The 21,173-nt window shown below is 72.2% G+C and carries 24 protein-coding genes; 11 read left to right on the top strand and 13 right to left on the bottom strand.

What is annotated here, in order from left to right:
- Positions 1–192: 192 nt before the first annotated feature.
- Together DEJ20_RS08665 and DEJ20_RS08660 are read right to left on the bottom strand one after the other, a co-directional pair.
- Positions 193–807, bottom strand: coding sequence for a DapH/DapD/GlmU-related protein (locus tag DEJ20_RS08665; protein WP_111235122.1), 615 nt, complete (start codon positions 805–807; stop codon positions 193–195).
- Positions 808–926: 119 nt separating this feature from the next.
- Positions 927–1,883 carry an AraC family transcriptional regulator gene (locus tag DEJ20_RS08660; protein ID WP_111235123.1) on the bottom strand — a complete coding sequence of 319 codons (957 nt, stop codon included), beginning with the start codon at positions 1,881–1,883 and terminating at the stop codon, positions 927–929.
- 105 nt (positions 1,884–1,988) lie between these two features.
- Here DEJ20_RS08660 and DEJ20_RS08655 point away from each other — a divergent pair, with 105 nt between their 5' ends.
- The gene (locus DEJ20_RS08655) at positions 1,989–2,318 is read left to right on the top strand and encodes a hypothetical protein (RefSeq protein ID WP_110862172.1); all 330 of its coding nucleotides are present in this window, start codon (positions 1,989–1,991) and stop codon (positions 2,316–2,318) included.
- A gap of 10 nt (positions 2,319–2,328) precedes the next feature.
- On the opposite strand, the gene DEJ20_RS08650 is transcribed toward DEJ20_RS08655, so the two are convergent.
- The gene (locus tag DEJ20_RS08650) at positions 2,329–2,643 is read right to left on the bottom strand and encodes a hypothetical protein (protein ID WP_111235124.1); all 315 of its coding nucleotides are present in this window, start codon (positions 2,641–2,643) and stop codon (positions 2,329–2,331) included.
- Positions 2,644–2,832: 189 nt separating this feature from the next.
- On the opposite strand from DEJ20_RS08650, the gene DEJ20_RS08645 reads away from it, so the two are divergent.
- Both DEJ20_RS08645 and DEJ20_RS08640 read left to right on the top strand, forming a co-directional pair.
- The gene (locus tag DEJ20_RS08645; protein ID WP_071405286.1) at positions 2,833–3,666 is read left to right on the top strand and encodes an SDR family oxidoreductase; all 834 of its coding nucleotides are present in this window, start codon (positions 2,833–2,835) and stop codon (positions 3,664–3,666) included.
- A gap of 137 nt (positions 3,667–3,803) precedes the next feature.
- Positions 3,804–4,301, top strand: a complete 498-nt coding sequence (locus tag DEJ20_RS08640; RefSeq protein ID WP_111235125.1) for a hypothetical protein — start codon at positions 3,804–3,806, stop codon at positions 4,299–4,301.
- Between the two features lie 343 nt (positions 4,302–4,644).
- Here DEJ20_RS08640 and DEJ20_RS08635 read toward each other — a convergent pair whose 3' ends face one another.
- The 4 genes from DEJ20_RS08635 to DEJ20_RS08620 all read right to left on the bottom strand — a co-directional run bounded on the left by DEJ20_RS08635 (position 4,645) and on the right by DEJ20_RS08620 (position 10,731).
- Entirely contained in the window at positions 4,645–6,414 is a 1,770-nt protein-coding gene (locus DEJ20_RS08635) for a collagen-binding domain-containing protein (RefSeq protein WP_181431521.1), read from the bottom strand.
- Positions 6,411–8,105 carry an aspartate 4-decarboxylase gene (gene aspD / locus DEJ20_RS08630; RefSeq protein WP_111235127.1) on the bottom strand — a complete coding sequence of 565 codons (1,695 nt, stop codon included), beginning with the start codon at positions 8,103–8,105 and terminating at the stop codon, positions 6,411–6,413. Before aspD ends, DEJ20_RS08635 begins: the two co-directional genes overlap by 4 nt.
- Positions 8,106–8,125: 20 nt before the next feature.
- A complete protein-coding gene (locus DEJ20_RS08625; RefSeq protein ID WP_111235128.1) occupies positions 8,126–9,832 on the bottom strand; it encodes an aspartate:alanine exchanger family transporter in 1,707 nt (568 codons plus the stop codon).
- A 230-nt stretch (positions 9,833–10,062) separates the two neighbouring features.
- Positions 10,063–10,731, bottom strand: a complete 669-nt coding sequence (locus DEJ20_RS08620) for an arsenate reductase/protein-tyrosine-phosphatase family protein (protein ID WP_111235129.1) — start codon at positions 10,729–10,731, stop codon at positions 10,063–10,065.
- 45 nt (positions 10,732–10,776) lie between these two features.
- Here DEJ20_RS08620 and chrA point away from each other — a divergent pair, with 45 nt between their 5' ends.
- A complete protein-coding gene (chrA, locus tag DEJ20_RS08615) occupies positions 10,777–11,997 on the top strand; it encodes a chromate efflux transporter (protein ID WP_111235130.1) in 1,221 nt (406 codons plus the stop codon).
- Positions 11,998–12,011: 14 nt separating this feature from the next.
- A complete protein-coding gene (locus DEJ20_RS08610; RefSeq protein ID WP_111235131.1) occupies positions 12,012–12,407 on the top strand; it encodes an arsenate reductase ArsC in 396 nt (131 codons plus the stop codon).
- Between the two features lie 10 nt (positions 12,408–12,417).
- Here DEJ20_RS08610 and DEJ20_RS08605 read toward each other — a convergent pair whose 3' ends face one another.
- Positions 12,418–12,993 carry a GrpB family protein gene (locus DEJ20_RS08605; RefSeq protein ID WP_111235132.1) on the bottom strand — a complete coding sequence of 192 codons (576 nt, stop codon included), beginning with the start codon at positions 12,991–12,993 and terminating at the stop codon, positions 12,418–12,420.
- 65 nt (positions 12,994–13,058) lie between these two features.
- Positions 13,059–14,258, bottom strand: coding sequence for an MFS transporter (locus tag DEJ20_RS08600; RefSeq protein ID WP_258377143.1), 1,200 nt, complete (start codon positions 14,256–14,258; stop codon positions 13,059–13,061).
- A gap of 124 nt (positions 14,259–14,382) precedes the next feature.
- Between DEJ20_RS08600 and DEJ20_RS08595 the strand changes: the two genes are divergently transcribed.
- The 5 genes from DEJ20_RS08595 to arr all read left to right on the top strand — a co-directional run bounded on the left by DEJ20_RS08595 (position 14,383) and on the right by arr (position 17,544).
- The gene (locus DEJ20_RS08595; RefSeq protein ID WP_111235174.1) at positions 14,383–15,225 is read left to right on the top strand and encodes an SDR family oxidoreductase; all 843 of its coding nucleotides are present in this window, start codon (positions 14,383–14,385) and stop codon (positions 15,223–15,225) included.
- A gap of 73 nt (positions 15,226–15,298) precedes the next feature.
- Entirely contained in the window at positions 15,299–16,147 is an 849-nt protein-coding gene (locus DEJ20_RS08590) for an alpha/beta fold hydrolase (RefSeq protein ID WP_111235134.1), read from the top strand.
- Entirely contained in the window at positions 16,140–16,712 is a 573-nt protein-coding gene (locus DEJ20_RS08585; RefSeq protein WP_111235135.1) for a TetR/AcrR family transcriptional regulator, read from the top strand. Before DEJ20_RS08590 ends, DEJ20_RS08585 begins: the two co-directional genes overlap by 8 nt.
- An 89-nt stretch (positions 16,713–16,801) precedes the next feature.
- Positions 16,802–17,101: a hypothetical protein gene (locus tag DEJ20_RS08580; RefSeq protein WP_258377144.1), complete on the top strand. Its 300-nt coding sequence runs from the start codon at positions 16,802–16,804 to the stop codon at positions 17,099–17,101.
- A 20-nt stretch (positions 17,102–17,121) separates the two neighbouring features.
- Entirely contained in the window at positions 17,122–17,544 is a 423-nt protein-coding gene (gene arr / locus DEJ20_RS08575) for an NAD(+)--rifampin ADP-ribosyltransferase (RefSeq protein WP_111235137.1), read from the top strand.
- 6 nt (positions 17,545–17,550) lie between these two features.
- Here the strand turns inward: arr and DEJ20_RS08570 are convergent, their stop codons facing one another.
- On the bottom strand, positions 17,551–18,855 hold the full coding sequence (locus tag DEJ20_RS08570) for a glutathionylspermidine synthase family protein (protein WP_111235138.1): 1,305 nt from the start codon (positions 18,853–18,855) through the stop codon (positions 17,551–17,553).
- Positions 18,855–19,226, bottom strand: a complete 372-nt coding sequence (locus DEJ20_RS08565; RefSeq protein ID WP_258377145.1) for a tRNA-dihydrouridine synthase — start codon at positions 19,224–19,226, stop codon at positions 18,855–18,857. The genes DEJ20_RS08570 and DEJ20_RS08565 overlap by 1 nt, the downstream gene beginning before the upstream one ends.
- Positions 19,227–19,386: 160 nt before the next feature.
- Here DEJ20_RS08565 and DEJ20_RS08560 point away from each other — a divergent pair, with 160 nt between their 5' ends.
- Positions 19,387–19,896, top strand: a complete 510-nt coding sequence (locus DEJ20_RS08560; protein ID WP_146245411.1) for a hypothetical protein — start codon at positions 19,387–19,389, stop codon at positions 19,894–19,896.
- A gap of 14 nt (positions 19,897–19,910) precedes the next feature.
- On the opposite strand, the gene DEJ20_RS08555 is transcribed toward DEJ20_RS08560, so the two are convergent.
- Both DEJ20_RS08555 and DEJ20_RS08550 read right to left on the bottom strand, forming a co-directional pair.
- Complete coding sequence (locus DEJ20_RS08555; RefSeq protein ID WP_181431522.1) at positions 19,911–20,081, bottom strand: hypothetical protein; 171 nt, start codon at positions 20,079–20,081, stop codon at positions 19,911–19,913.
- A gap of 39 nt (positions 20,082–20,120) precedes the next feature.
- Positions 20,121–21,092 (bottom strand): SDR family NAD(P)-dependent oxidoreductase, encoded by a 972-nt coding sequence (locus DEJ20_RS08550; protein ID WP_111235140.1) that lies wholly within the window; start codon positions 21,090–21,092, stop codon positions 20,121–20,123.
- Positions 21,093–21,173: the final 81 nt, after the last annotated feature.

Here is a 21,173-nt window from a genome sequence, read left to right as displayed (position 1 = left end):
GTGGCAGGTCCCGCGTCCCCGCGGAAGGAGACGCCGTCGTCTTCGTTCGGCGCCGCCAGGTCGTCGAGACGCCTCCACATTCGGCGGCGTCTCGACGACGGCACGGCGTCGCAGCAACACACCGGCGTGTTCGAAGCAGCACCAACGCCGGACGGGAGGCGCGTGGCGGCGCCGCCACGGGCCTCCAGGCCGTCACGCGGCGGGGTCCACCACCGGCGGTCGCGCGGACGGGGCGAGCTCACGGATCCGCTTCGCGGGGACGCCGGCGTAGACGCCGTGCGCCGCCAGGCGGCCGACGACCACGGCGCCGGCGGCGACCACGACGTCGTGCTCGATGTGGGCGCCCGGCAGGATCGTGGCGCGGCCGCCGATCCAGACGTGCTCCTCGACGACCACCGGGCGGCCGGTCGCGACGTCGCTCCACCGGCCCTCGGCGTCGATCTCGTGGTGGCTCGTCATGATGAGCACCTGCATCCCGATCGCGGTGTTCGCACCGATCGTCACGGGTGCCACGGCCTCGACGGTGACGTTGCGGTTGCAGAAGACGCCCCGGCCGATCGTGAGGTGCTTCGGGTCGCCCGTCAGTGAGAACCCGGTGCCCACACCGGACTCGGCGCGTGCACCGGCGGCACGGAGCAGCAGCCGCCGGACGATCCGGGGCAGCAGCGGGGATCCGAGCAGTGCGGTGAAGACGAAGTGCTCACGGGCGTAGGAGGCGTCCTCGACGAGCCGGCGGCCGAACGTCGACGGATCGGTGACCGGCGGGACGGCCGCAGTCGGGACGGGTGGTGCTGCTGAGCCGGCCATGGGGTCTCCAGTCGTCGTGGCTGCGTGTCCGTGCAGCGCAAACGTAGGGCGACGATCAGCGGCGATCGGCCGGACGGCGGGCGGTTGCGGGATTCTTGCGGGGCCGCGCGGCAGCTCGTCTACGCGCGGGCGCCGTCGCGCGCGGTGGACGCCGTCTGCCGGGGCAGCTCGCCGAACTCCTCGCGGTAGCTCCCCGCGAACCGGCCGAGGTGGGCGAACCCGGTGGCCCGGGCGATCTCGGCGATGCTCCGCCCGTCGCCCGACTCGAGCTGTTCGCGAGCGAGCAGCAGCCGGATGCGGCGCAGGTACATGGTCGGGGTGATGCCGTGGTGCCGCTGGAACGCAGCCTGCACGCCGCGCACGCTCAGGCCGGCGGCCTCGGCGACGTCGTCGACGGTGATCGGCTCGGTGGCGTGCTCGAGCAGGAAGGTCTCGGCACGGGCGAAGCGGGCGGTGGCGGCCATCGCCGGTTCGTGCTGCCCGACCGGCCAGTGCGGGATCGCGGTGAGCAGACCACCGGCGGCGAAGCGCGCGAGCTCCCGCTCGCGTTCGATCGGGACGGCGTCAGGTCCGGCCAGCACCTCTTGTGCGACGGACCGCACCATGAGCCACCAGGCAGCGAGCGGTGCGCCCTCGGGCACGTGCCGCGGACGGAACTCGATGGGACCGGGGGCCCAGTCGCCGCGCTCGGCCGCGACCTGTTCGACGACCGAGCGGTCGATGCGCAGGACGTCCTTGTTGCAGGCGATCCAGCGGAAGCGCTGGGGGCCCTGGCGGAAGAGCGTCGGGCGGCCGATCTTCACGGCGTTCTCGTCGAGCTGGGCGACGCCGGACTTCATCCAGAAGATCATCACCGCGCTGCCCGGCTCGATCGCGCCGCTGAGGACCCCGGTGCAGCGTGTCGACTCGAGCGACAGCAGTGCCGTCCCACGCACGCGCTCCTCGAACACGAACTCGGCGTCCGTCGGTTCGACCGACAGCCCGTGGGTGATGTGGGTCCGAGCCATCGCCTCGGCCGCGATCGACGGCTCGGCGGTCTGGATCTCCCGCAGCATGCGGTGCATCGTCTCGGGCACGTGATGATCCTCCCGACAAGTCGGCGTCTGCGCAACGCGCGACGCGCCGCGTTCCTGTACGGCGACCAGCGGGCGCGCTGTTGGCTGTGCTCCAGGAGGTCGAACATGAAGTACATCCAGTACGACCGCTCGACGATCCTGACGAGCGACGACGTGGCCGATGCCGTGATCGAGTACGCGGCCGCACTGGCCGGGGGCAGCCGTGCGGACACCGTGGCGATCCCCGCCGTGGCGGCCGACGGCACCATGACGACCACCAAGGTGCTCATCGGTCCGTCGAGTCAGCTCGTCGTCGAGGACGCCGAGGAGGACGAACTCGAAGGTGAGGACACCGTGTTCGTGGCACGGCTGCGCGCCGCCGCGCTGACGTTCGACCATGACGAGGTGATCCACGCGGACACCCGGTCGGACCTGACCGAGGGGCCGGTGGCGTAGGGGCGCCGGCTCAGCGCCCGAAGTCCGGCGGCGACGCGTTGGTGTCGACGGCGAGCACGGCCTCGGTGCGCCGCCCGAGTTCGAGCAGGAAGGCATCGCCCTCGGGTTCGAGGTCGTCGTCCGGAGCGGGCTCGAGGGCGACCGGGATCGCCGGGGCCAGGAGCACCTCGATGGTGCTCGCCACCCCGAAGTCGTCGGCCGTCGGGATCGACACGACGTCGCTCAGCCGACTCTGGTGCAGAGCGGCGGCGTACCGGATCACCGCGTCCGCGATCGTGTCGCTCGTCAGGACACGGACCGTGCCCGCGTAGTTCACGTACTTCACACTTGCTCCCTGGTGAAGAGGAGCTTCCGTCGCGGTGACGGTTCCCTGATCCGGTGCCACGGTAGGCCGCCGTCGCGCGCCGCACACATCTTCGCTTTCCGGACGGGGTACGCCCGGAGCCTGAACCGGTGCTCAGTGGGGGTCGCAGACGATCGGGAACGTCCAGGGAAACCGACCACAGGGAGAGACATGACCGAGCAGCAGCAGCCCCCGGGGAGCGACCAGGAACTCACGCCGAAGGCCGACCACGGCGAGGAGTCGTACCGCGGCTCCGGCAAGCTGACAGGCAAGCGCGCCGTCATCACCGGCGGGGACAGCGGCATCGGGAAGGCCGTCGCGATCGCGTTCGCGCGCGAGGGCGCTGACGTCCTGATCAGCTACCTGCCGGAAGAAGAGGACGACGCCCAGGACACGAAGCGCTGGATCGAGGAAGCCGGGCGGAAGGCCGTGCTGTTCCCGGGCGACGTGAGCGATCCCGCGTACTGCCGATCGGTCATCGACCAGGCCGTCTCGGAGCTCGGCGGGCTCGACGTCCTCGTGAACAACGCCGCCTACCAGATGACCCACGAGACGATCGAGGAGATCAGCGACGAGGAGTGGGACCACACCCTCGCGACGAACCTCAGCGCCTACTTCCACCTCGTCAAGGCCGCGCTGCCGCACCTCGGGCCAGGGTCGTCGATCATCGGCTCGAGTTCGGTGAACTCCGACAACCCGAAGCCGAACCTGGCGCCCTACGACGTCACGAAGGCCGGCGTCGCGAACCTGTCCGCCGCGCTCGCACAGCTGCTCGGCGAACGCGGCATCCGCGTGAACAGCGTCGCGCCCGGTCCGATCTGGACGCCGCTGATCCCGTCGACGATGCCGCCGGAGCAGGTCGAGCAGTTCGGCAAGCAGTCGCCACTCGGCCGTCCCGGCCAGCCGGCCGAGCTCGCCCCCGTCTACGTGCTGCTCGCCAGCGACGACGGCAGCTACGTCTCCGGCGCGCGGGTCGCCGTCACCGGCGGGACCCCGATCCTGTGACGGGACGCCGGTCCGGCAACGGGACCAGGTGACGGACGGGAGGCCCGGGGCACGACGTGCGCCGGGCCTCCCGTCCGTCGTCGGGGGACGCTCCTGGCTGAATCGCCGCCCACCGGGGCCGGCCTACGTTCAGGGCCATGTCCACGCGAGCGAAGACCGTCACGGCGCTGTTCGGCGCCGCCACCGTAGCCCTCCTGCTCACCGCCTGCGACCCCGGCGGAGCCCAGAACATCAACCCCGTCGGCAAGGTCCCCGGCTCCGAGGAGAAGTCCCAGTCGGCCCAGTGCGACGTGGCCGCCAGCGCCGCCGTCGACATGATCGACAAGGCGGTCGGGTCGCACGACACCACCGAGTTCGCGAACATCCAGAAGGGTGACGGCGGCTGGTACCTCGGTGCCGCGATCGTCCCGGCGGACAGCAACGACTCGAACGACGACGAGGTCACCATCTGGGCGACCACCGCCGACCCCACGGCCGACGACTTCGACGGCCCGCTGTACGCCGTGAACGACGTCGCCAAGCAGGCCGTCGCCGACGAGACCACCAACACCTCGGACGCACCGACGCCGTTCGCCGACGACTCGAAGGCCGCCCAGCAGGTCGAGAGCTGCGTCGTCGAGGCGTCCGACCGCTAGTCGTCGGACACGGTGCTGTGGCCGGTCAGCCCTCGGGCTGGTCGGCCACTTCCACGTCCACGTGGTGGTCGACACACCCGTCGGTGCCGTCCGTCGACGGTGGTGGGAAGGTGCGAGGACGTCTGCCACGAGTTCGGGTCAGGAGCAGACGTCCTCGCGCTACGACGCCGTCGGGTTCGACGCGGTGGTCATGACGAGGCCAGCCCGGTAACGGGGGGTCGGGCACCCGCCGGTAGGGTCCGACGGGGTAGCTTCCCGCGACTGTACGACGACCACGGCTCAGACGTGTACAGAATCCGCCGGAACCGGACAGGACCGACCCGTCCCCGATCCATCGCCGCGCTCACCGACCAGGGCCCGGCTCGTCGACACGACGGCCACGCGGGGGCGCGGCGGTCAGCGTCGCCCCGACGGTCAGCGTCGCCCCGGCGGTCAGCATCGCCACGGCGAGCAGCGTGAGGGGCAGCGGATCGGCGCCGGTGGCGGCCAGGCTCCCGGTCCCGCCGCCGGGCTCCACGCCGGCGATCGGCGCCGTGTCGACGCCACCGCCCGTGCCGGGTCCGCCGTCGCCGCCCTGGTTGCCGGCGCCGGTCCCGCCCGGGCCGGGGGTCGGGGTGCCGGACCCGCCACCGCCACCGGGCTCGCCGTTGCCACCGCCGCCGCCGCCGTTGCCGCCGCCGTTGCCGCCGTCCGACACCGCCGTGTTCACGATGGTGCAGACCACGTCGTCGCCGTCCGCGACGGTGACCACCCCGTCCGTCACCGGCGCGCCGGTGCAGGTCCAGTCCCCCGCCTCGTAGCCGTCGGGGCCGCCCGACTCGGTCAGCGTGTAGTCCCCCGGCGGCACCGGTCGGCCCGTCACCGCGTCGCTGCCCGACGTGCCGGAGACCGTGGTCGGTCCGCTCGCGGTCAGGGTCCAGTCACCCGGGTCCGCGTCGCCGCCGACGACCTGCTTGACCAGGGTGAGGTCTCCTTCGACCGCGTCGGTCGACAGGCACGACACCGTCGTCGAGAACGGGAACCCGTGGATCTCACGTGGCACCGGCCCGGCGGCGGTCGCGACCCCGTGCGTGAACGACGCCGCGACGACGTTGCCCTCGACGTTCTGCGTCACGTCCCACCGCAGGTCGGCGCGGGGAGCGTAGATCGTGCCCTCGAGGACGTCGGCACCGGTGACGTGCACGGTGGTCGCGTCCGGGAAGTTCCAGAGCACGAACGGTGCGTGGGCGTTCGTCAGGTTCGCGAGGTTCGGGACGGAACCGTCGAAGGTCGTCCCGGTGACGTTCACGACGAGCGGCGATCCGGGGCCGGGCAGACCGTCGAAGGTCAGCAGGTCGAGGGCGTCGAGGTCCTCGGCGGCCACCGTCAGCACGTTCGTGACGCCGGGCTGGACGTCGGCGTACGCGGCCGTCCCCGGCGCGATCGGCGTCGCCAGGGGTGCACCTGCGGCATCGTGGAGCACGGTCGTCACCGGGCACGTCCCGAGGTCGGCGGACAGCGACCGGTAGCGGGTGAACGACGACGCGAAGTCCAGCACCGACGGGTCGGCCATCGTCGGGACGGAACTCGCCGGCTGCCGAGTGGTCCCCTCGATGCGGGGGAACGTCTCGGCGGTGGTGCCCTCCGGAGCGAGCCGGTAGTCGATCGTCGCGCCGTTCTGGTCGGTGTCGAAGGCGTCGTAGCTCGCAGTGTCACCGACGTGGGCGTACCCGCCGTTCAGCACGCGGAGCACGGCCGACTGCGCCGACGGGAACCGGATGCCGCCGTCGACGTACAGGAAGGTGGGACGACTCTCCCCCGGCAGCGTCAGGGCGTTCGCGGGCGGGTTGCCCGCACCGACGTTGTAGCTGGTCTCGAAGGCCAGGTCACCACCGGCGGCGAGCGTGCCCTCGGCCTCGTCGGCGGCGAGTTCGACGTCGCCCTCGACGAAGACCAGGAACCCCTGGTTCGCCGGGTGCCCGTCCACCGGCACGGTGACGGGGTTGACGGGCGGGACGTCGGCCGCCGCTGCCGGCGCCGTCGCGAACAGGGCCGTCGGCGTGACCAGGGCCGCCGGCACGAGCAGCGCGGCGACGCCGAGCAGCGCCGCCCGGCCGCGGACCCGCGCCGTCACGGCCGGGCCGCCCGACCGGCGTCGGCCTCGGTGTCGGCGTCGGCGTCGGCGCCGGCTCCGGCGCCCTGCTCGTCGCGCCACTCGTCGAAGTACTGCTTGCCGATCGCCCGCAGGCTCCGGCCGATCTGCGTGTAGTCCTCGTCGCGCAGGTTCGCCAGCGACACCCGGACCGACCACTCGGGGCCGTCGAACCCGCCCCCGTTCAGCAGGATGATGCCGGTCTGGTCGGCGAGCCGGAACAGGATGTCGGTCGGTTCGTAGTGCTCGCGGAGGAACGCCCCGATGCCCGGCCCACGCAGCCGTTCGGCGTAGGCCAGCACGTCGAGTTCCACGTAGTAGCCGACCCGGTTGACGTCCTCGGGCAGGGTGACCTGCATGCCGTCGAGCAGCAGCTCCAGGCGGTGCCGGATCAGCCCCTGCGCCTGGTGCTTGTAGTGGTCGGTGTCGTCGAGCACGGCGTAGGCCGCGAAGAGCAGCATCTGGCACTGCTGCGGGAGTGACAGCCCGGCGGTGTGGTTGAGCGCCACCGAGCGGCTGTCGGCGACGAGCCGGTCGACGAACCGGATGTCGCGCGGGTGCAGGGAGAGGGTGCCGTACCGGGCGTCGAGGGCGGACCGGTCCGCTTCGGGCAGTGCGGCGAGCCGCTCGTCGAACACGTTGTCCCGGTTGACGGCCACGACGCCGAGCCGCCAGCCGGTCGCGCCGAAGTACTTCGAGAACGAGTAGACGCCGATCGTGTTCCGCGGGACCTCGGCCATCAGCGAGCGGAAGCCGTCGATGAAGGTGCCGTAGACGTCGTCGGTGATGATCGTCAGCTCGGGGTTGTCGGTGGCGACGACGTCGGCGATCGCGTCGAGCGTCTCCTGGGCGATGCGGACCGAGGGCGGGTTCGTCGGGTTGACGACGAACAGGGCCTTGATGGAGGGGTCGCGCAGCCGGTCGATCTCCTCCGGCGGGTACTGCCAGGTGTGCAAGCCGTCCCGGTCCACGGTGCTGGCGTGCAGGTGCACCTGCTCGAGGTCGTAGTCGGCCAGCGCGGGGATCTCGAGGTACGGGGTGAAGATGGGCGTCATCAGGGCGATCCGGTCGCCGCGGTGCATCAGCCGGTTCTCGAGCAGCGAGTCGAACACGTAGCACATCGCCGCGGTGCCGCCCTCGACTGCGAACAGGTCGTACGGCTGCGCCGGCGGTTCCCCGGCGCACATCTCCTGGACGAGGTACTCGTGCACGATCTGCTCGGCGTGGTGCAGCATCCGGTCCGGCTCCGGGTAGTGGTCGCCGATCACGGAGTCCGCGAGTTCCCAGACGAAGGAGTCGGGTGCGAAGCCGAGGTCGTCCACCCCGTGCCGGAGCACCCTGCGCAGCAGGTCGACCCCGGGTTCGCCGTCGTGCTCGGTCAGCCACGACCCGAAGCGTTCGGCGATGCCGTCCTTCTGCGGCACGCCGACGAGTTCGGGGTCCCACTCCCGGTTCTCACGCGAGACCGTGAGCGCGAACTGCCCGAGGGCGAAGAACGCCTCGCGTGGGGTGGGCGCGATGAAGTTCGGGTTGCCGCGGCCGGCGTTGAGCATCTGGAACGCGGTGCGTGCTTCGTGCTCGCCAGCGATGCGCTGGAGCTCGGCCTTGAGTTCGAACGGGGACAGCTGCTGCAGGCGCGCGATCTGCTCGCGGGAGACGCTGGCGACGGGCATGTGGTGCTCCTTGTGCGGGGTCAGTGTGCGGTGATCGCGACGACGACGGCGCCGCCGATGCTGAGGACGATGTTGCCGATGGCGTAGGGGACGGTGAAGCCGAGCAGCGGCACACTGCTCTTCGCCGTCTCCTGCAGGGACCCGACCGCCGCCGTGGTGGTCTGTGCACCCGTGAGCATGCCGAGGACCAGGACGGGGTCGGTCTTCCGGAAGAAGAACCGGCCGACGAAGGTCATGACGACCAGGGGCACGAGGGTGACGACGACCCCGGCGACGAGCAGCTGGACGCCGTACTGCGCGAGCCCGTCGATGAAGCCCGGCCCGGCGTTGATGCCGACGACGGCCACGAAGAGCGTGAGCCCGACGGTCTCGAAGAACCACTGTGCGCCGGGCGGGACGTGCCCGAACGTGGGGCTCTTCGAGCGTCGCCAGCCCAGGATCAGCCCGACGACGAGCGCGCCGACGCTGGTGGTGAGGGACAGCGGCACGGCGCCCACCGTGATCGACGGCACACCGATGACGGCACCGACGGTGATGCCCAGGGCGACGGTGACCATGTCGGTCTTCGGGTCGGTCCGCTCCGGGAACCCGACGTACCGGATCCCCTGCTCCAGCAACGGCAACGGCCCCTGGACCCGCAGCTCGTCACCGGCGTGCAGGGCCGTGTCGGGGCCGAACGGGATCGCGTGCCCACCCCGGCTGATGCCCTTCAGGAAGATCTGCCGGGCCCGTTCGGTGTGCCGGAGCTCCTCGACGGTCCGGCCGACGACCGCCTTGTTGGTCACGACGACGGACAGTTCCTCGATCGGCACGTCGAGCAGCGCCGGGTCGTCGATCTCGACCGCGAACGCGGCCAGGTCGTCCTCGATGATCGCCGCGTGGTGGCCGGCGACGACCACGACGTCGCCGGGGGCGAGCGTCTGGTCCAGGTGCGGCTCCACGATCGTGTCCCCGTGCCGCACCCGGGCGATGAAGACCCGGGAACCGACGCGGGCGTCCGAGGCCTGCTCGAACTCGCCGACGGTCTGCGGCGTGAAGGCCGACGTCAGCCGGTACGCGCGACGGACGACCTGCTGGTACGCCGACGTGACGTCGGGGTTGTCGTCGTGCACCCCGAGGCGCTGCTCCAGGTCGTGCGCGGCGGCGGGCAGGTCGCGGATGCCGAGGAACCGCGGGGCCACCAGGGAGATGTAGAGCGCCGCGCCGACGGTGCCGAAGATGTAGGTCACCGCGTACGCCACCGGGACCAGGTCGCTCCACGCCTTCGCCGTCGCGTCGCTCACCGGGAGTCCGGCGATGGAGTCCTGCGCGACGCCGATGATCGACGACTGCGTCAGCCCGCCGCCCGCCAGACCGGCGGCCAGACCCGGGTTGTAGCCGAGGATGCTGCTGATGACGATCGTCGTGCCGAAACCGACCACCGCGAGCACGACGGCGAAGACCGCCTGCGGCAGCCCGGAGCCCTTCAGCCCCGCGACGAACTGCGGGCCGAGCTTGTAGCCGAGCGAGAACAGGAAGATCAGGAAGAAGACCTGCTTGACGATCGGGTCCACCTGCAGGTCGTCCCCGAGCACCGCGCCGATGACGACGCCGGCGAGCAGGGTGCCCGTCACGGCCCCGAGACCGATGCCGCGGTAGCTGAAGCGCCCCACGAAGAACCCGACCCCGAGCGCCAGGAACACGGCGATCTCGGGGTGCTCGATGATGGTGTCCCTGACCCAGGTCATGCGGCCGCCCTCGCCCTCGGGGCCCCTGCCTGCCCCGTTGGCCGAGAACGTAAACCAACCTCACATCCGGCGTTCCCAGGAACGCGCGCGCCGCCCTGGGCGCACCACGGGACGGACGGGAGGCACGGTGCGGGCCCGCCCCGCGCCTCCAGTCAGCAGGCGGTCGAGCAAGGAGAACGCCCCGATGAGGAGGGGGGATCTCATCGGGGCGTTCCGTTCGTGGGGCCGCGTCAGGCGGCGAGGCGCGCAGCGAGCGCGGTGGCGCGGGACCGGAGGTCCGCGTAGGTGGCCTCGTACGCGTCCGGCGTGCCGATGCGCGAGGGGTTCGGCAGCGACCAGTGCAGGCTGCCGCCGCCGTCGATCGACTCGTGCGCACGGTCGCAGACCGTGACGACCAGGTCGCCGTCGGCGACGAGGTCGCGGAAGGCACGCGGGACGTGGCGGCCGAGGTCCAGGCCGTGGCGTTCCCCGACGGCGACCGCCCCGGGGGCGATGGCGGCCGCGGGACGTGTCCCGCCGGACAGCGAGCCGATCTCGCTGACCTGCGCCCAGACGCCCGCGGCCAACGGGGAGCGTGCGGAGTTGCCGGTGCAGACGAACAGCACGCGGGACACCGGTCTCGGCACCGCTGCCGAACCGTGCGGGACACCGCTCGGTTCGAGGTGCAGGTAGCTGCGGCGCCCGTCGCCGTCGGAGCGGCGTCGCGTGACCAGACCGGCCTGCTCGAGGACGCGCAGGTGGTGCGCCAGGAGCGGCCCCGAGATCCCGAGGGCGGCCCGCACCTCGCTCGGGCTGGCGTCGGACGCGGCGAGCAGGTCGACGATCGCCAGGCGGGCGACGTCGCCGAGGGCCGCGTGCTGCGCCGCACGCCGCTCGAGGTCCTGCCGCCGGGTGTTCATCGGTTCAATGTTGACTGAACCATCTGCCGTCGTCAAGATGAGCGGGTGACGACCAGCCCCGAGCCCCTGCGGTCGTCCGCGGGATCGGTGTTCCTGGTGTTCCTGCGGCTCGGGCTGACCTCGTTCGGCGGGCCGGTCGCGCACCTCGGGTACTTCCGTGAAGCCTTCGTGGTGCGTCGCCGCTGGCTGCGGGACGACGCCTACGCCGACCTCGTCGCGCTGTGCCAGTTCCTGCCCGGACCGGCGTCGAGCCAGGTCGGGATGGCACTCGGGCTGCAGCGCGCCGGACTGCTCGGACTCCTCGCCGCGTGGTGCGGGTTCACCCTGCCGTCCGCGATGCTGCTCGTCGCGTTCGCCCTGCTCGTGTCCGGCACGCCCGACCTGGCCGGCGCCGGGTGGCTGCTCGGGCTGCAGGCCGCCGCCGCCGCGGTGGTGGCGCAGGCGGTGCTCGGCATGGCGCGCTCGCTCACACCGGACCGCCGTCGGGCGACCATCGCGGCCGCCGCCGCGATCGTGGTGCTGCTCGTCCCCGGCCCGGCGGCGCAGGTCGCGGTCATCGCGGTGTGCGGTGTGGTCGGCGTGCTGTGGCTCGGTCGGGTGGTCGGCCCGGTCGAGGACGTCGGAGACACCGAGGACGCCGGCTCCCAGATCGCCGTGCGCCTCCCCCGCTGGGTCGCCGTGTCGGCGCTCGTCGCGTTCGCCGCCCTGCTCGTCGCGGCACCCGTCGCCGCGAGCGGCACCGGGGCCGTTCGCCTGTTCGGGGTCTTCGCGCAGGCGGGCTCGCTCGTCTTCGGCGGCGGCCACGTCGTCCTGCCGCTGCTCGAGTCACAGACCGTGGCCACGCACCTGGTGGGCCACGCGGACTTCCTGGCCGGGTACGGCGCCGCACAGGCCGTGCCCGGGCCGCTGTTCACCTTCGCCGCCTACCTCGGCGCCGTCGCCGACGGCAGTCCGAGCGGGCTCGTCGGCGCGGCGGTGGCACTCGTCGCGATCTTCCTGCCGGCGGCGCTCCTGGTCATCGGCGCGCTGCCGTTCTGGCACGTGCTCCGTGCCCTGCCGTGGGCCCGGCGCGTGCTGGCCGGCGTGAACGCGGGGGTCGTCGGGCTCCTCGCCGCGGCGCTCTGGGACCCGGTGATCACCGAGGGGGTCCGCTCGGCACCCGCACTGGCGCTCGCCGTGGCCGCCTTCACCGCCCTCACCCGCTGGTCCGCTCCCCCGTGGGCCGTCGTCATCGGAGCCGGCCTGCTCGGCGCCGTCGTCCTCTGATCGGAGCACCCCGCATGCCCACCGTCCTGTTCGTCTGCGTCCACAACGCCGGCCGTTCCCAGATGGCCGCCGGCTTCCTGCAGCACCTGGCCGGTGGCCACGTCGACGTCCGGAGCGCCGGCTCCGAACCGGCCGACCAGCTCAACCCCGTGGTCGTCGCGGCGATGCTCGAGGAGGGCATCGACATCCGGAGCGAGCAGCCGGCCCTGCTCAGCACCGACGCCGTCCGTGCCGCCGACGTCGTCATCACGATGGGGTGCGGGGACGCCTGCCCGGTGTTCCCAGGCAAGCGCTACGAGGACTGGGAGCTCACCGACCCCGCGGGGCTCGACCTCGACGCCGTCCGGCCGATCCGCGACGACGTGCGCGCCCGGGTGCAGGACCTGCTCGCCGGACTCGCGATCGCCTGAGCGGCGCGTCTCAGGACGCGCGGCTCCGTCGCGCCCGCTCCGTGATCACGGTGATCACGGCCGTCTTCGCGTCGGCGTAGGCGTTCATGTCGTCCCAGCGCCGGTCGAGCAGCTCCCGCTTCGTCCGTTCGTACAGTGCCCGGTCGTCGGCGTCGGCGCGCAGGTGGTCCCGGAGGAGCAGGTACTCGTCGACCGCCGTCGCGCCCCGCTCGTAGACGTGCACGTGGACGTCGCGGGCCGGCGTCCGGACCAGACGGTGGCCCGGCTCGCGGACACGCAGCTCGTACCCGGCGGCGAGGAGCTGGTCGAGGTACGCTGCCTCGGCGGTGATGTCGGCGACGACGACCACGATGTCGACGATGGGTTTTGCTGCCAGGCCGGGGACGGCCGTGGAGCCGATGTGCTCGACGACCGGGGCGTCCGTGCCGGAGCCGGGGAGGGCCTCCAGGATGCGTCGCCGGTGGTCCGCGAAGACCGCAGCCCACGCGCTGTCGGCTGGGTGCAGGGTCACGGTGACCGGTTCCGGGCCGCCGATGATCTCGACGGTCGTGACGTCCGGGCGGGGGTGGACTTCGTCGTGGTGCACCCGGACATGATCGCAGCCCGTGGTTGCGGTTGCGGTCGCGGTCGCGGTCGCGGTCGTCGATCGCGTCAGAGCTTCGCGGGGAACGCCGATCCGCGGCCGATGACGGTGAGGAGCGCCGCGACCGCCCCGAACACGATCATCACCACGGCGAGCACCAGCCCGTCGAAGGCAGTCAGCAGGGCGGCGCCGAACAGGCCGGCCGCGAAGATCGCGATGTTGAACGCGACCGGCAGGAACGCGCTCGCGACGTCGGCGTCCTCGCCGCCGGCGGTCGTCAGGGCGGCCTGCAGCTGCGTGGAGGACCCTCCGAAGCCGATGCCCCACAGGCCCGCGGCCACCAGGACCGCGACCGGCGACGTGTGCCCGACGAGCAGCACCACGCCCGCCAGGACGAACAGGCCGACGCTGCCGTGCAGCAGGGGTCGGGGGTGCCGGTCGAGCAGCGCGCCGGTCACGACGACGCCGAGGATCGCGGCGATCCCGTAGACGAGCAGCACCAGCCCGGCGCTCAGGTCGGTGCCGGTCGCCCGCAGGTACGGCGAGATGTACGTGTAGATCGTGTTGTGCGCCACCATCCACGTCGCGATCACGGCGAGGATGACCGCGATGCCGCGGATCCGGAACACCCGCACGACGGACAGCTTCGCGCCGCTCGTCTGCCCGGGGGCATCCGGCACGAACAGCGCGATCAGTGCCAGGACCACCACGCCGACCAGGCTCAGCCCGATGAACGACGACCGCCAGCCCAGGGCGTTGCCGATGAAGGACCCGAGCGGGGTGCCCAGCGCGAACCCCACCGGCGCGCCCGTCGAGACGATCGCGAGCGACACCCCGGCGGAGCGGGCCGGGCTGATCCGCCGGGCGTAGGTGGCGAACATGCCCCAGATCGTCCCCGACATCGCGCCGGCGACGAACCGGGTGACCAGCGCGACTGCGACGTTCGGCGCGAACGCGGTCAGGGTGTTCGCGACGAGCAGCACGGCGATGGCGGCCACGATGAGCGGCTTGCGGCGGAACCCGCGGGTCAGGGCGATCGCCGGGACCGTCGCGATGACCGTGCCCATCGCGTACGCGCTGACGAACAGGCCGACCGTGCCCTCGCTCGTGCCCATCCCGTCGGCGATCGCGGGCAACAGCCCGGCCGGCATCGTCTCCATGGCGACGAGGAGGAACCCGATCGCGGCGAGCAGGGCGAGCGGGAACCAGGGCAGTCGACCGTCGGTGGCCCGGTCGGTCGTGGGGAGGTCGGAGGTCGTCGTGGTCACGGACCGACGGTAGGGGCATGGTCCGGCGCACAGGGAAGTTCAGCTGGACCCCGTTTCGCCGGAGCCTCACTGGGCGGGTGGTGGTGGGGCTTCGATGGTGGTGTCCACGAACGAAGGGAACACCATGACCGGAACCAGCACCGTCCTCATCACCGGCACGAGCCGCGGGATGGGCGCCGACTTCGCCCGGACCGCCCTCGACGCCGGGCACCGGGTCGTGGCGACCGGACGCGACCCCGAGCGGGTCCGCGCCGTCCTCGGCGACCACGAGCGCCTGCTCGCCGTCGCGCTCGACGTGACCGACCCGGAGTCGGTCCGAGCCGCAGTCGACGCCGCGACCGACCACTTCGGCGGAGTCGACGTCCTGGTGAACAACGCCGGGAGCTTCCAGGCCGGGTACTTCGAGGAGATCTCGGCCGAGCAGTTCCGCGCGCAGATGGAGACGAACTTCTTCGGGGCGCTCGCGGTGACGCGTGCCGTGCTCCCGGTCATGCGACGGCAGCGCTCCGGGCACGTCATCAGCATCAGCTCCACCGCTGGCATCGTCGCCGGCGCCGGTGGGAGCGCCTACTCGGCGTCGAAGTTCGCGCTCGAGGGCTGGATGGAGGCCCTGCACGACGAGGTGGCGCCCTTCGGCATCCACACCACCGTGGTCGAGCCCGGCTTCTTCCGCACCGACCTGCTGGCCGAGGGCGACTCGACCTTCTGGGGCGACGTCGCGATCGACGACTACGCCCCGCTCTCGGCCGGGTCGAAGGAGTTCTTCCGCGGCATGCGGGGCAACCAGTCCGGCGACCCCGCGAAGCTCGCGCAGGTGCTGCTGACGCTGATCGCGATGCCCGAGCCGCCGCTGCGGTTCGCCGCCGGCGCGGACAGCGTGGCGGGGATCGTGCAGAAGGGACAGCAGCTCGTCGACCAGGCGCAGGCGTTCCCCGAGCTGTCGACGACGCTCGACCTGGATGCGTGACGACTGCCCCTTGCCAACGTCGGCTACGGGTATTAGCCTCTGAGTTACTACCCGTAGCCGAAGGAGCCACGTCATGCTCGAACACCTGGACACCGAGGGCGGCACGGTCGCCTACGACCTCTCCGGAACAGGCCCGCTCGTGGTCCTCGCCCACGGCATGGGCGACAGCCGGCACGCCTACCGTTTCGTCGTACCGGAGCTCGTCGCGGCCGGCTACCGGGTGGCGAACGTCGACCTCCGCGGCTGCGGCGACTCGAGCACCGGGTGGGACGGCTACCAGCGCACCGACATCGCACGTGACCTCGTCGCCGTGGCCCGCCACCTCGGTGGCCCGGCCGTGGTCGTCGGGCAGTCCATCAGCGGGGGCGCGGCGACCATCGCCGCAGCCACCGCACCGGACCTGGTCGCGGGCATCGTCGAACTGGCGCCGTTCACGCGCAAGCAGTCCGTCGACCTGGGCGGACTGCTGCGCAACCGCCGACACCGCGCCGGCACCGTCCAGCTCGCGCGGGTCATGACGAGCGGCAGCCTGCCCGGCTGGCTCGCGTACCTCGACATCGCGGTGCCCACCAAGCCCGCCGACTGGGCGACGGAACGCAGCCGCATCGAGACGACCCTGCGGCAACCGGAACGGATGGCGGTCCTCCGTGCCATGACCCGCACGTCCCCCGCCGACGCCGGCGAGCAGCTGGGCGCCGTCCGGTGCCCCGTGCTGGTCGTCGAGGGCAGTGCCGATCCGGACTGGGCCGTGCCCCGCGCCGAGGGCGAGCGGATCCTCGCCGACCTGCCGGACGGCCTCGGCGAACTCGCCGTGATCGACGGTGCCGGCCACTACCCCCACACCGAGACGCCGGCCGCACTCCTCGCCCTGCTGCTGCCGTTCCTCGCCCGCACGCTCCCCGTCGCAGGTCCCGTTGCCTAGGGCGGGGCTCGACCCGGCGACCGTCACCGAGGCCGCGGCGACGCTGGCCGACGAGATCGGCCTGGCCCAGCTGAGCATGAGCGTCGTCGCCGACCGCCTCGGGGTGAAGGCGCCGTCGCTGTACAAGCACGTCGACGGGCTCGGCGACCTCACCCGCAGGATCGCGATCCTCGGCGCGAACGAGCTCGGTGACGCGCTCCGCGACGCCATGCAGGGGCGCAGTGGTCGGAGTGCGCTCGAGGCGGCGGTGCAGACCGTGCGCCGGAGCGTCCGGGAGCACCCGGCGCGGTACCAGGCGGCCGTCAGCATCCGGCCGACCGGCGCCGAGGACCCCCTGGCGGTCGCTCTCGGCCGCACCCTGGCGTCCTTCGCCGCGGCGCTTCGCGACTACCCGCTCGACCCGGCCGACGAGATCCACGCGCTCCGGGTGCTCCGCAGCGTCCTGCACGGGTTCGCGACGATCGAGGCGTCCGGTGGGTTCCAGATGGACACGGACGTCGATGCGAGTGCTGCGTGGATGGTCGACTTCCTGGATCGCGGCTTCCGTGCCGCGACGACACGGTGACCGTGTCCACGGCGGCGCGCCCGTCGAGGCCTGTCGGTCACGACCCGCTCCGTGGCGGTCTGCGGTTCCTGGCGGAGCTCGTCGCGTGGGTGGCCATTCCCTGGGCGCTCTGGCCCCACTCGCCGGTGCTCGCGATCGCCGCCGTCCTGGTCCTCGTCGTGCCGCCCGCGGTGTTCGGGACCCCTGGTGACCGCCCCGGCGGCGACCCGCCGGTCGCGGCACCGGGAGCGGTCACCATCGCGTCGGTCCTCGCGCACCTCGTGGGGGCGGTCGCTGCAGCCTGGGTCCTGTGGCCGACGGCGGTCGCGATCGTCGTCACCGCCCTGAGCGTCGCCGTCGTCGTCTCGGAACAGCCGCGGTGGCGCGCGCTGGTCGGACGCAGGCGCTGAGCCGTTCGTAGGCTGACGCCATGGCAGCAGCAGTCGAGACCGGTCCGTTCTGGCACGGCACAGTGGCAGCCCTGCGGCCCGGGGAGTTCCTCTCCCCCGGCTTCCGCTCGAACTACCGCCCCGACGTCGTGATGAACCACGTCTACTTCACGGCGACCCGCGACGGAGCAGGGCTCGCGGCCGAACTCGCGGCCGAGCTCGTGCCCGGCGACCGCGAGCCGCGTGTGTACCGCGTCGAGCCGACCGGCCCCTTCGAGGACGACCCGAACGTGACCGACAAGAAGTTCCCCGGCAACCCGACCCGGTCGTACCGCAGTGCCCTCCCGCTCCGCGTGGTCGGCGAGGAGACCGGGTGGACACGGCTCACCCCGGAGGCGTTGCGCCGGTGGCGGGAACGGCTCGTCGCGCTCCCACCCGAGGAACGCGGCGAGATCGTCAACTGACCGGCGTCAGGCCGCGATGACGTTCGGGGCGAACCGGCACCAGTAGTCCGTGATCGGCCCGTCGGACTCGCGGATGCCGACCCCGAAGGACTCGCCGCCGACGACCCATGACCCGAGCACCGGGTGGTTGTGCCCGTTCGATCCCGGGAAGTCCGGGAGCTCGTGGTACTGCTGCCACACCCGCTCGGCCCCGGTGCCGGCGCGTCGGTACTCGCGACCGTTCGTCGTGACCGAACCGTCGGCCCGGTGCACCGCGATGCCGTCGCCCTCGCGCCCGAAGACGGGCTTCACGACGAAGTCGCGCATGCCGTTCGGACCGTCCGCGAAGGCCGGCAGCAGGTTCGGGTGGCCGGGGAACAAGCGCCAGAGCGCGACGAGCAGGAGCTTGTTCGACAGGAACATCTTCCACGCCGGCTCGTACCAGCGGCCGAGCCGTCCGCGGTCGCTGACCAGGAAGGCGCCGAACTCCTCGTCGCCCTGCGCCCGGTCGTCCCCGGAGACGAGGTCCTCCCACGGGTACAGCTTGAACAGGTTGCGGATCACCGGGTACTGGGTCCCCGGCTCGTCCCCGGCCAGCGTGAACACGCTCCGCGACGAACCGACGGGCTCCTGGTCGCCGACGAACTGACGGGCCGTCGCGTGCCAGCCGATGTCCTTCATCTCGATGCCGGTGTGCTCCCACCCGGCCTCCCCCGCCAGGTCACGCATGTAGGCGACCGTGTCCCAGTCCTCGCCCGCCGTGTCGAGGTCGGAGTGCGCCACGAACAGTCGGCCACCGTCCTCGGCGCGCAGGGACTCGTGCAGCAGTGTCCGCCAGCGCGCCACCATCGCCTCGTGGATGCCGTTCCACTGGTCGGTCTCGGCGGACAGCTCCCCGGTTGCGAGCCGGTCCTGCATCCAGTGCCACTGCGTGACCGATGCCTCGATCAACCCGGTCGGGGTGTCCCCGTTGTACTCGAGCATCTTGGCGGGTGAACCGTCTCCGGCGTAGGCCAGGTCGAACCGCGCGTACAGGTCGGGCTCATCGTGCGCGAGCGACCAGGCGGCGAGGTCGAACCCGGCTCGCGTCAGGCCCAGCGTGCCGAGGGCGCCGGTGGCGAGGTACCGCGCGGCTTCGAGGCACATCCGGTGCAGTTCCTCGGTCTGCCGCTCGAGCGCCTCGACCTCCGGCAGCGTGAAGACGTACGCGGCGGTGTCGTTCCAGTACTCGACGGGCGTGCCGTCGTCACGGACGGACCGCGAGTAGATCAGCCCCGTCTGCTGGATCCGGCGCCGCCAGTCCGGACGCTCGGGGAACTCGATGCGCTCCATCAGCCGCCGAACCCACCGTGTCCGCCTGCTCCGCCGAAGCCGCCCTTGGTGACGGAGCTCCCACGGGACGAGACGCCGGACTTCGCGGTCTTCCCGGCGGGCAGGGTACTCGTGCCGCCGGAGACGGCGTCCCCCACGCCGGGGACCTTCGTGGCACGGTTGGCGAAGAGCGGCAGGAAGTACCAGCCGGCGTGCCCGCCGTGGTTGTTGCAGTCGTCGTCCGGCAACCGCTTCTCGGTCGCGTTGTCACGGCAGATCTTCGCGTAGTCGCTGTCGACGCCGGCTCCCTCGCCGCACCCGGTCAACGACGCTGCCAGAGCTGCGACCACCCCGATGGAGACGACACGGGAAGCACGGCGACGAACACTCACGAAGGGGAACAGTACCGCTCCCGACGAACCGGTGTCCGCGTCGGCGCGATCTCCGCGCGCCATGGACCCGCCGATCAGCACCATCCAGCGCACGACGTGCAGCACCGGCCCCCGAAGCGGTGGTGCCGGTGCGCGCCCGGTTGCTGCCAGGATGACCGACGTGACCACGACCACGCCCCGCGCCGATCCCGACGCCGCTGCCGACGGCTTCGAAGGCGGCTGGTTCCGCATCGACGACGAGGTCGAGTTCCTGGACGACGTGGTGTGGCGGCCCGCCCCGGACAGCGACTCGGCACCGGCAACGGCTCCCGCTGCGGTCATCGTCGGTGGTTCCCCCCGTGAACACATCGGATCGACACTGCCGCTCGCCCGGCTGGACGAACTCGACGCCGCCCGGCAGCGAAGGGTGCGCAAGCTCTGGCTGACCCCGATCACCCTCGTCGTCACCGCGCTCGTCTTCACCGCGCTCGAGGTCTCGGGGCTGCCGTGGCGCACGGACCTCGGCCGGCAGCTCCTGGTCGGGCTCGGCACGGCCCTGCCGGTCGACGCGCTCTGCATCGCGATCTGGTGGTGGATCACGCGTGACCCGTCGGGCGCAGTCGTGCGGAAGACGGGCGGACACCGGACCTGCCAGCAGTACGACCAGCAGCGCGCCGTCCTCGAGAACTGACCGACGACGACCCTTCACCGAACCGGCGCTGACACCGCCGCGTGCTCCGTCTCCGGCTCCGTCTCCGGCTCCGGCTCCGGCGAAGGCCGCACCCCTCGACCAGGCCGGAGCACCGCGTCGATCCGCTCACGGTCGACCAGGCCCTGCCACGCCGTGTGGATCCCGAGCAGGGGTTCGTCGGTCACGACCGCATGCTCTCACGCAGCACGCTCCTGCGCATCACATCAACGTTGGGCCGCAGGCCGCACGACGATCTCGTTCACGTCGACGTCGGGTCGCTCGGCCACCGCGTAGGAGACGGCGCGGGCGATCGCGTCGGCGGAGATCGACTCGGCACGGTAGACGACCATCGCGGCGGCGGCGGAGGCGTCGGTGATGGTTGCGGCGAGCTCGGACTCGGTGACTCCGGGCGACACGGTGGTGACACGGATTCCACGCGGTGACTCCTGGCGGAGCCCCTCGGTGATCGCCCGTGCTGCGAACTTCGTGCCGCAGTAGACGGCAGCCGTGGGCGAGACGTCGTAGGCGCCGACGGACGCGATCGTCACGACGTGGCCCGTGCCCTGCGCGAGCATGGTGGGCAGTGTCGCCGCGATGCCGTGGAGGAGGCCGCGGACGTTGACGTCGATCATCCTGTCCCACTCGTCGACGAGACCTGCGGCGAGGGGCGACAGCGGCATCACGCCGGCGTTCGCGACGAGCACGTCGATCCGCCCGAAGCGTGCCCGGGCGGCAGCCGCGAACTCCTGCACCGAGACGAGGGCGGTGACGTCGAGCGGCACTGCCATCGCCGTGCCACCCGCCGCCTCGATCTCGCTGACGAGCTCGTCGAGCCGGTCGGTGCGCCGGGCCCCGAGCACGACGGGGTGGCCGGCCGCGGCGAGACGGACGGCCGTCGCGCGCCCGATGCCGCTCGAGGCGCCCGTCACCAGGACGACCTTCCGTCGGTGCAGCACCATGCCCGCGTGGTGCAGGACGTCGTCCCTGAAGTCGCCGTCCGCGGTGAAGCCGGTGTCGTCTCGGTAGTCGATGTGGTCGCCGTCAACCTCGTAGGCGCCCACGTAGGCCGCCTCACGGTCACCTCGGGCCTCCACGTAGCGGCCGTCGGGCCGCAGCTCGTAGCGGATGCGGCCATCGGCGGTGACCCAGAGGCCGAGGTAGGGGTGAACGGGCCGGGCTGTGCTGTTGGTGTCCATGCTCCCAGCCTCGACGCCGTGCAGCCCCGGACCATCGCCCTGTCCTCCCGGGGTGCGGCAGGACCAGGGAGACGGAACTCC

The sequence above is a fragment of the Curtobacterium sp. MCSS17_005 genome, from assembly GCF_003234225.2.
In the GTDB taxonomy this organism is placed as follows: Bacteria; Actinomycetota; Actinomycetes; order Actinomycetales; family Microbacteriaceae; genus Curtobacterium; species Curtobacterium flaccumfaciens.
The sequence above is the reverse complement of the archived record's forward strand: the minus strand, read 5'-3'. Positions and strand labels throughout refer to the sequence as shown.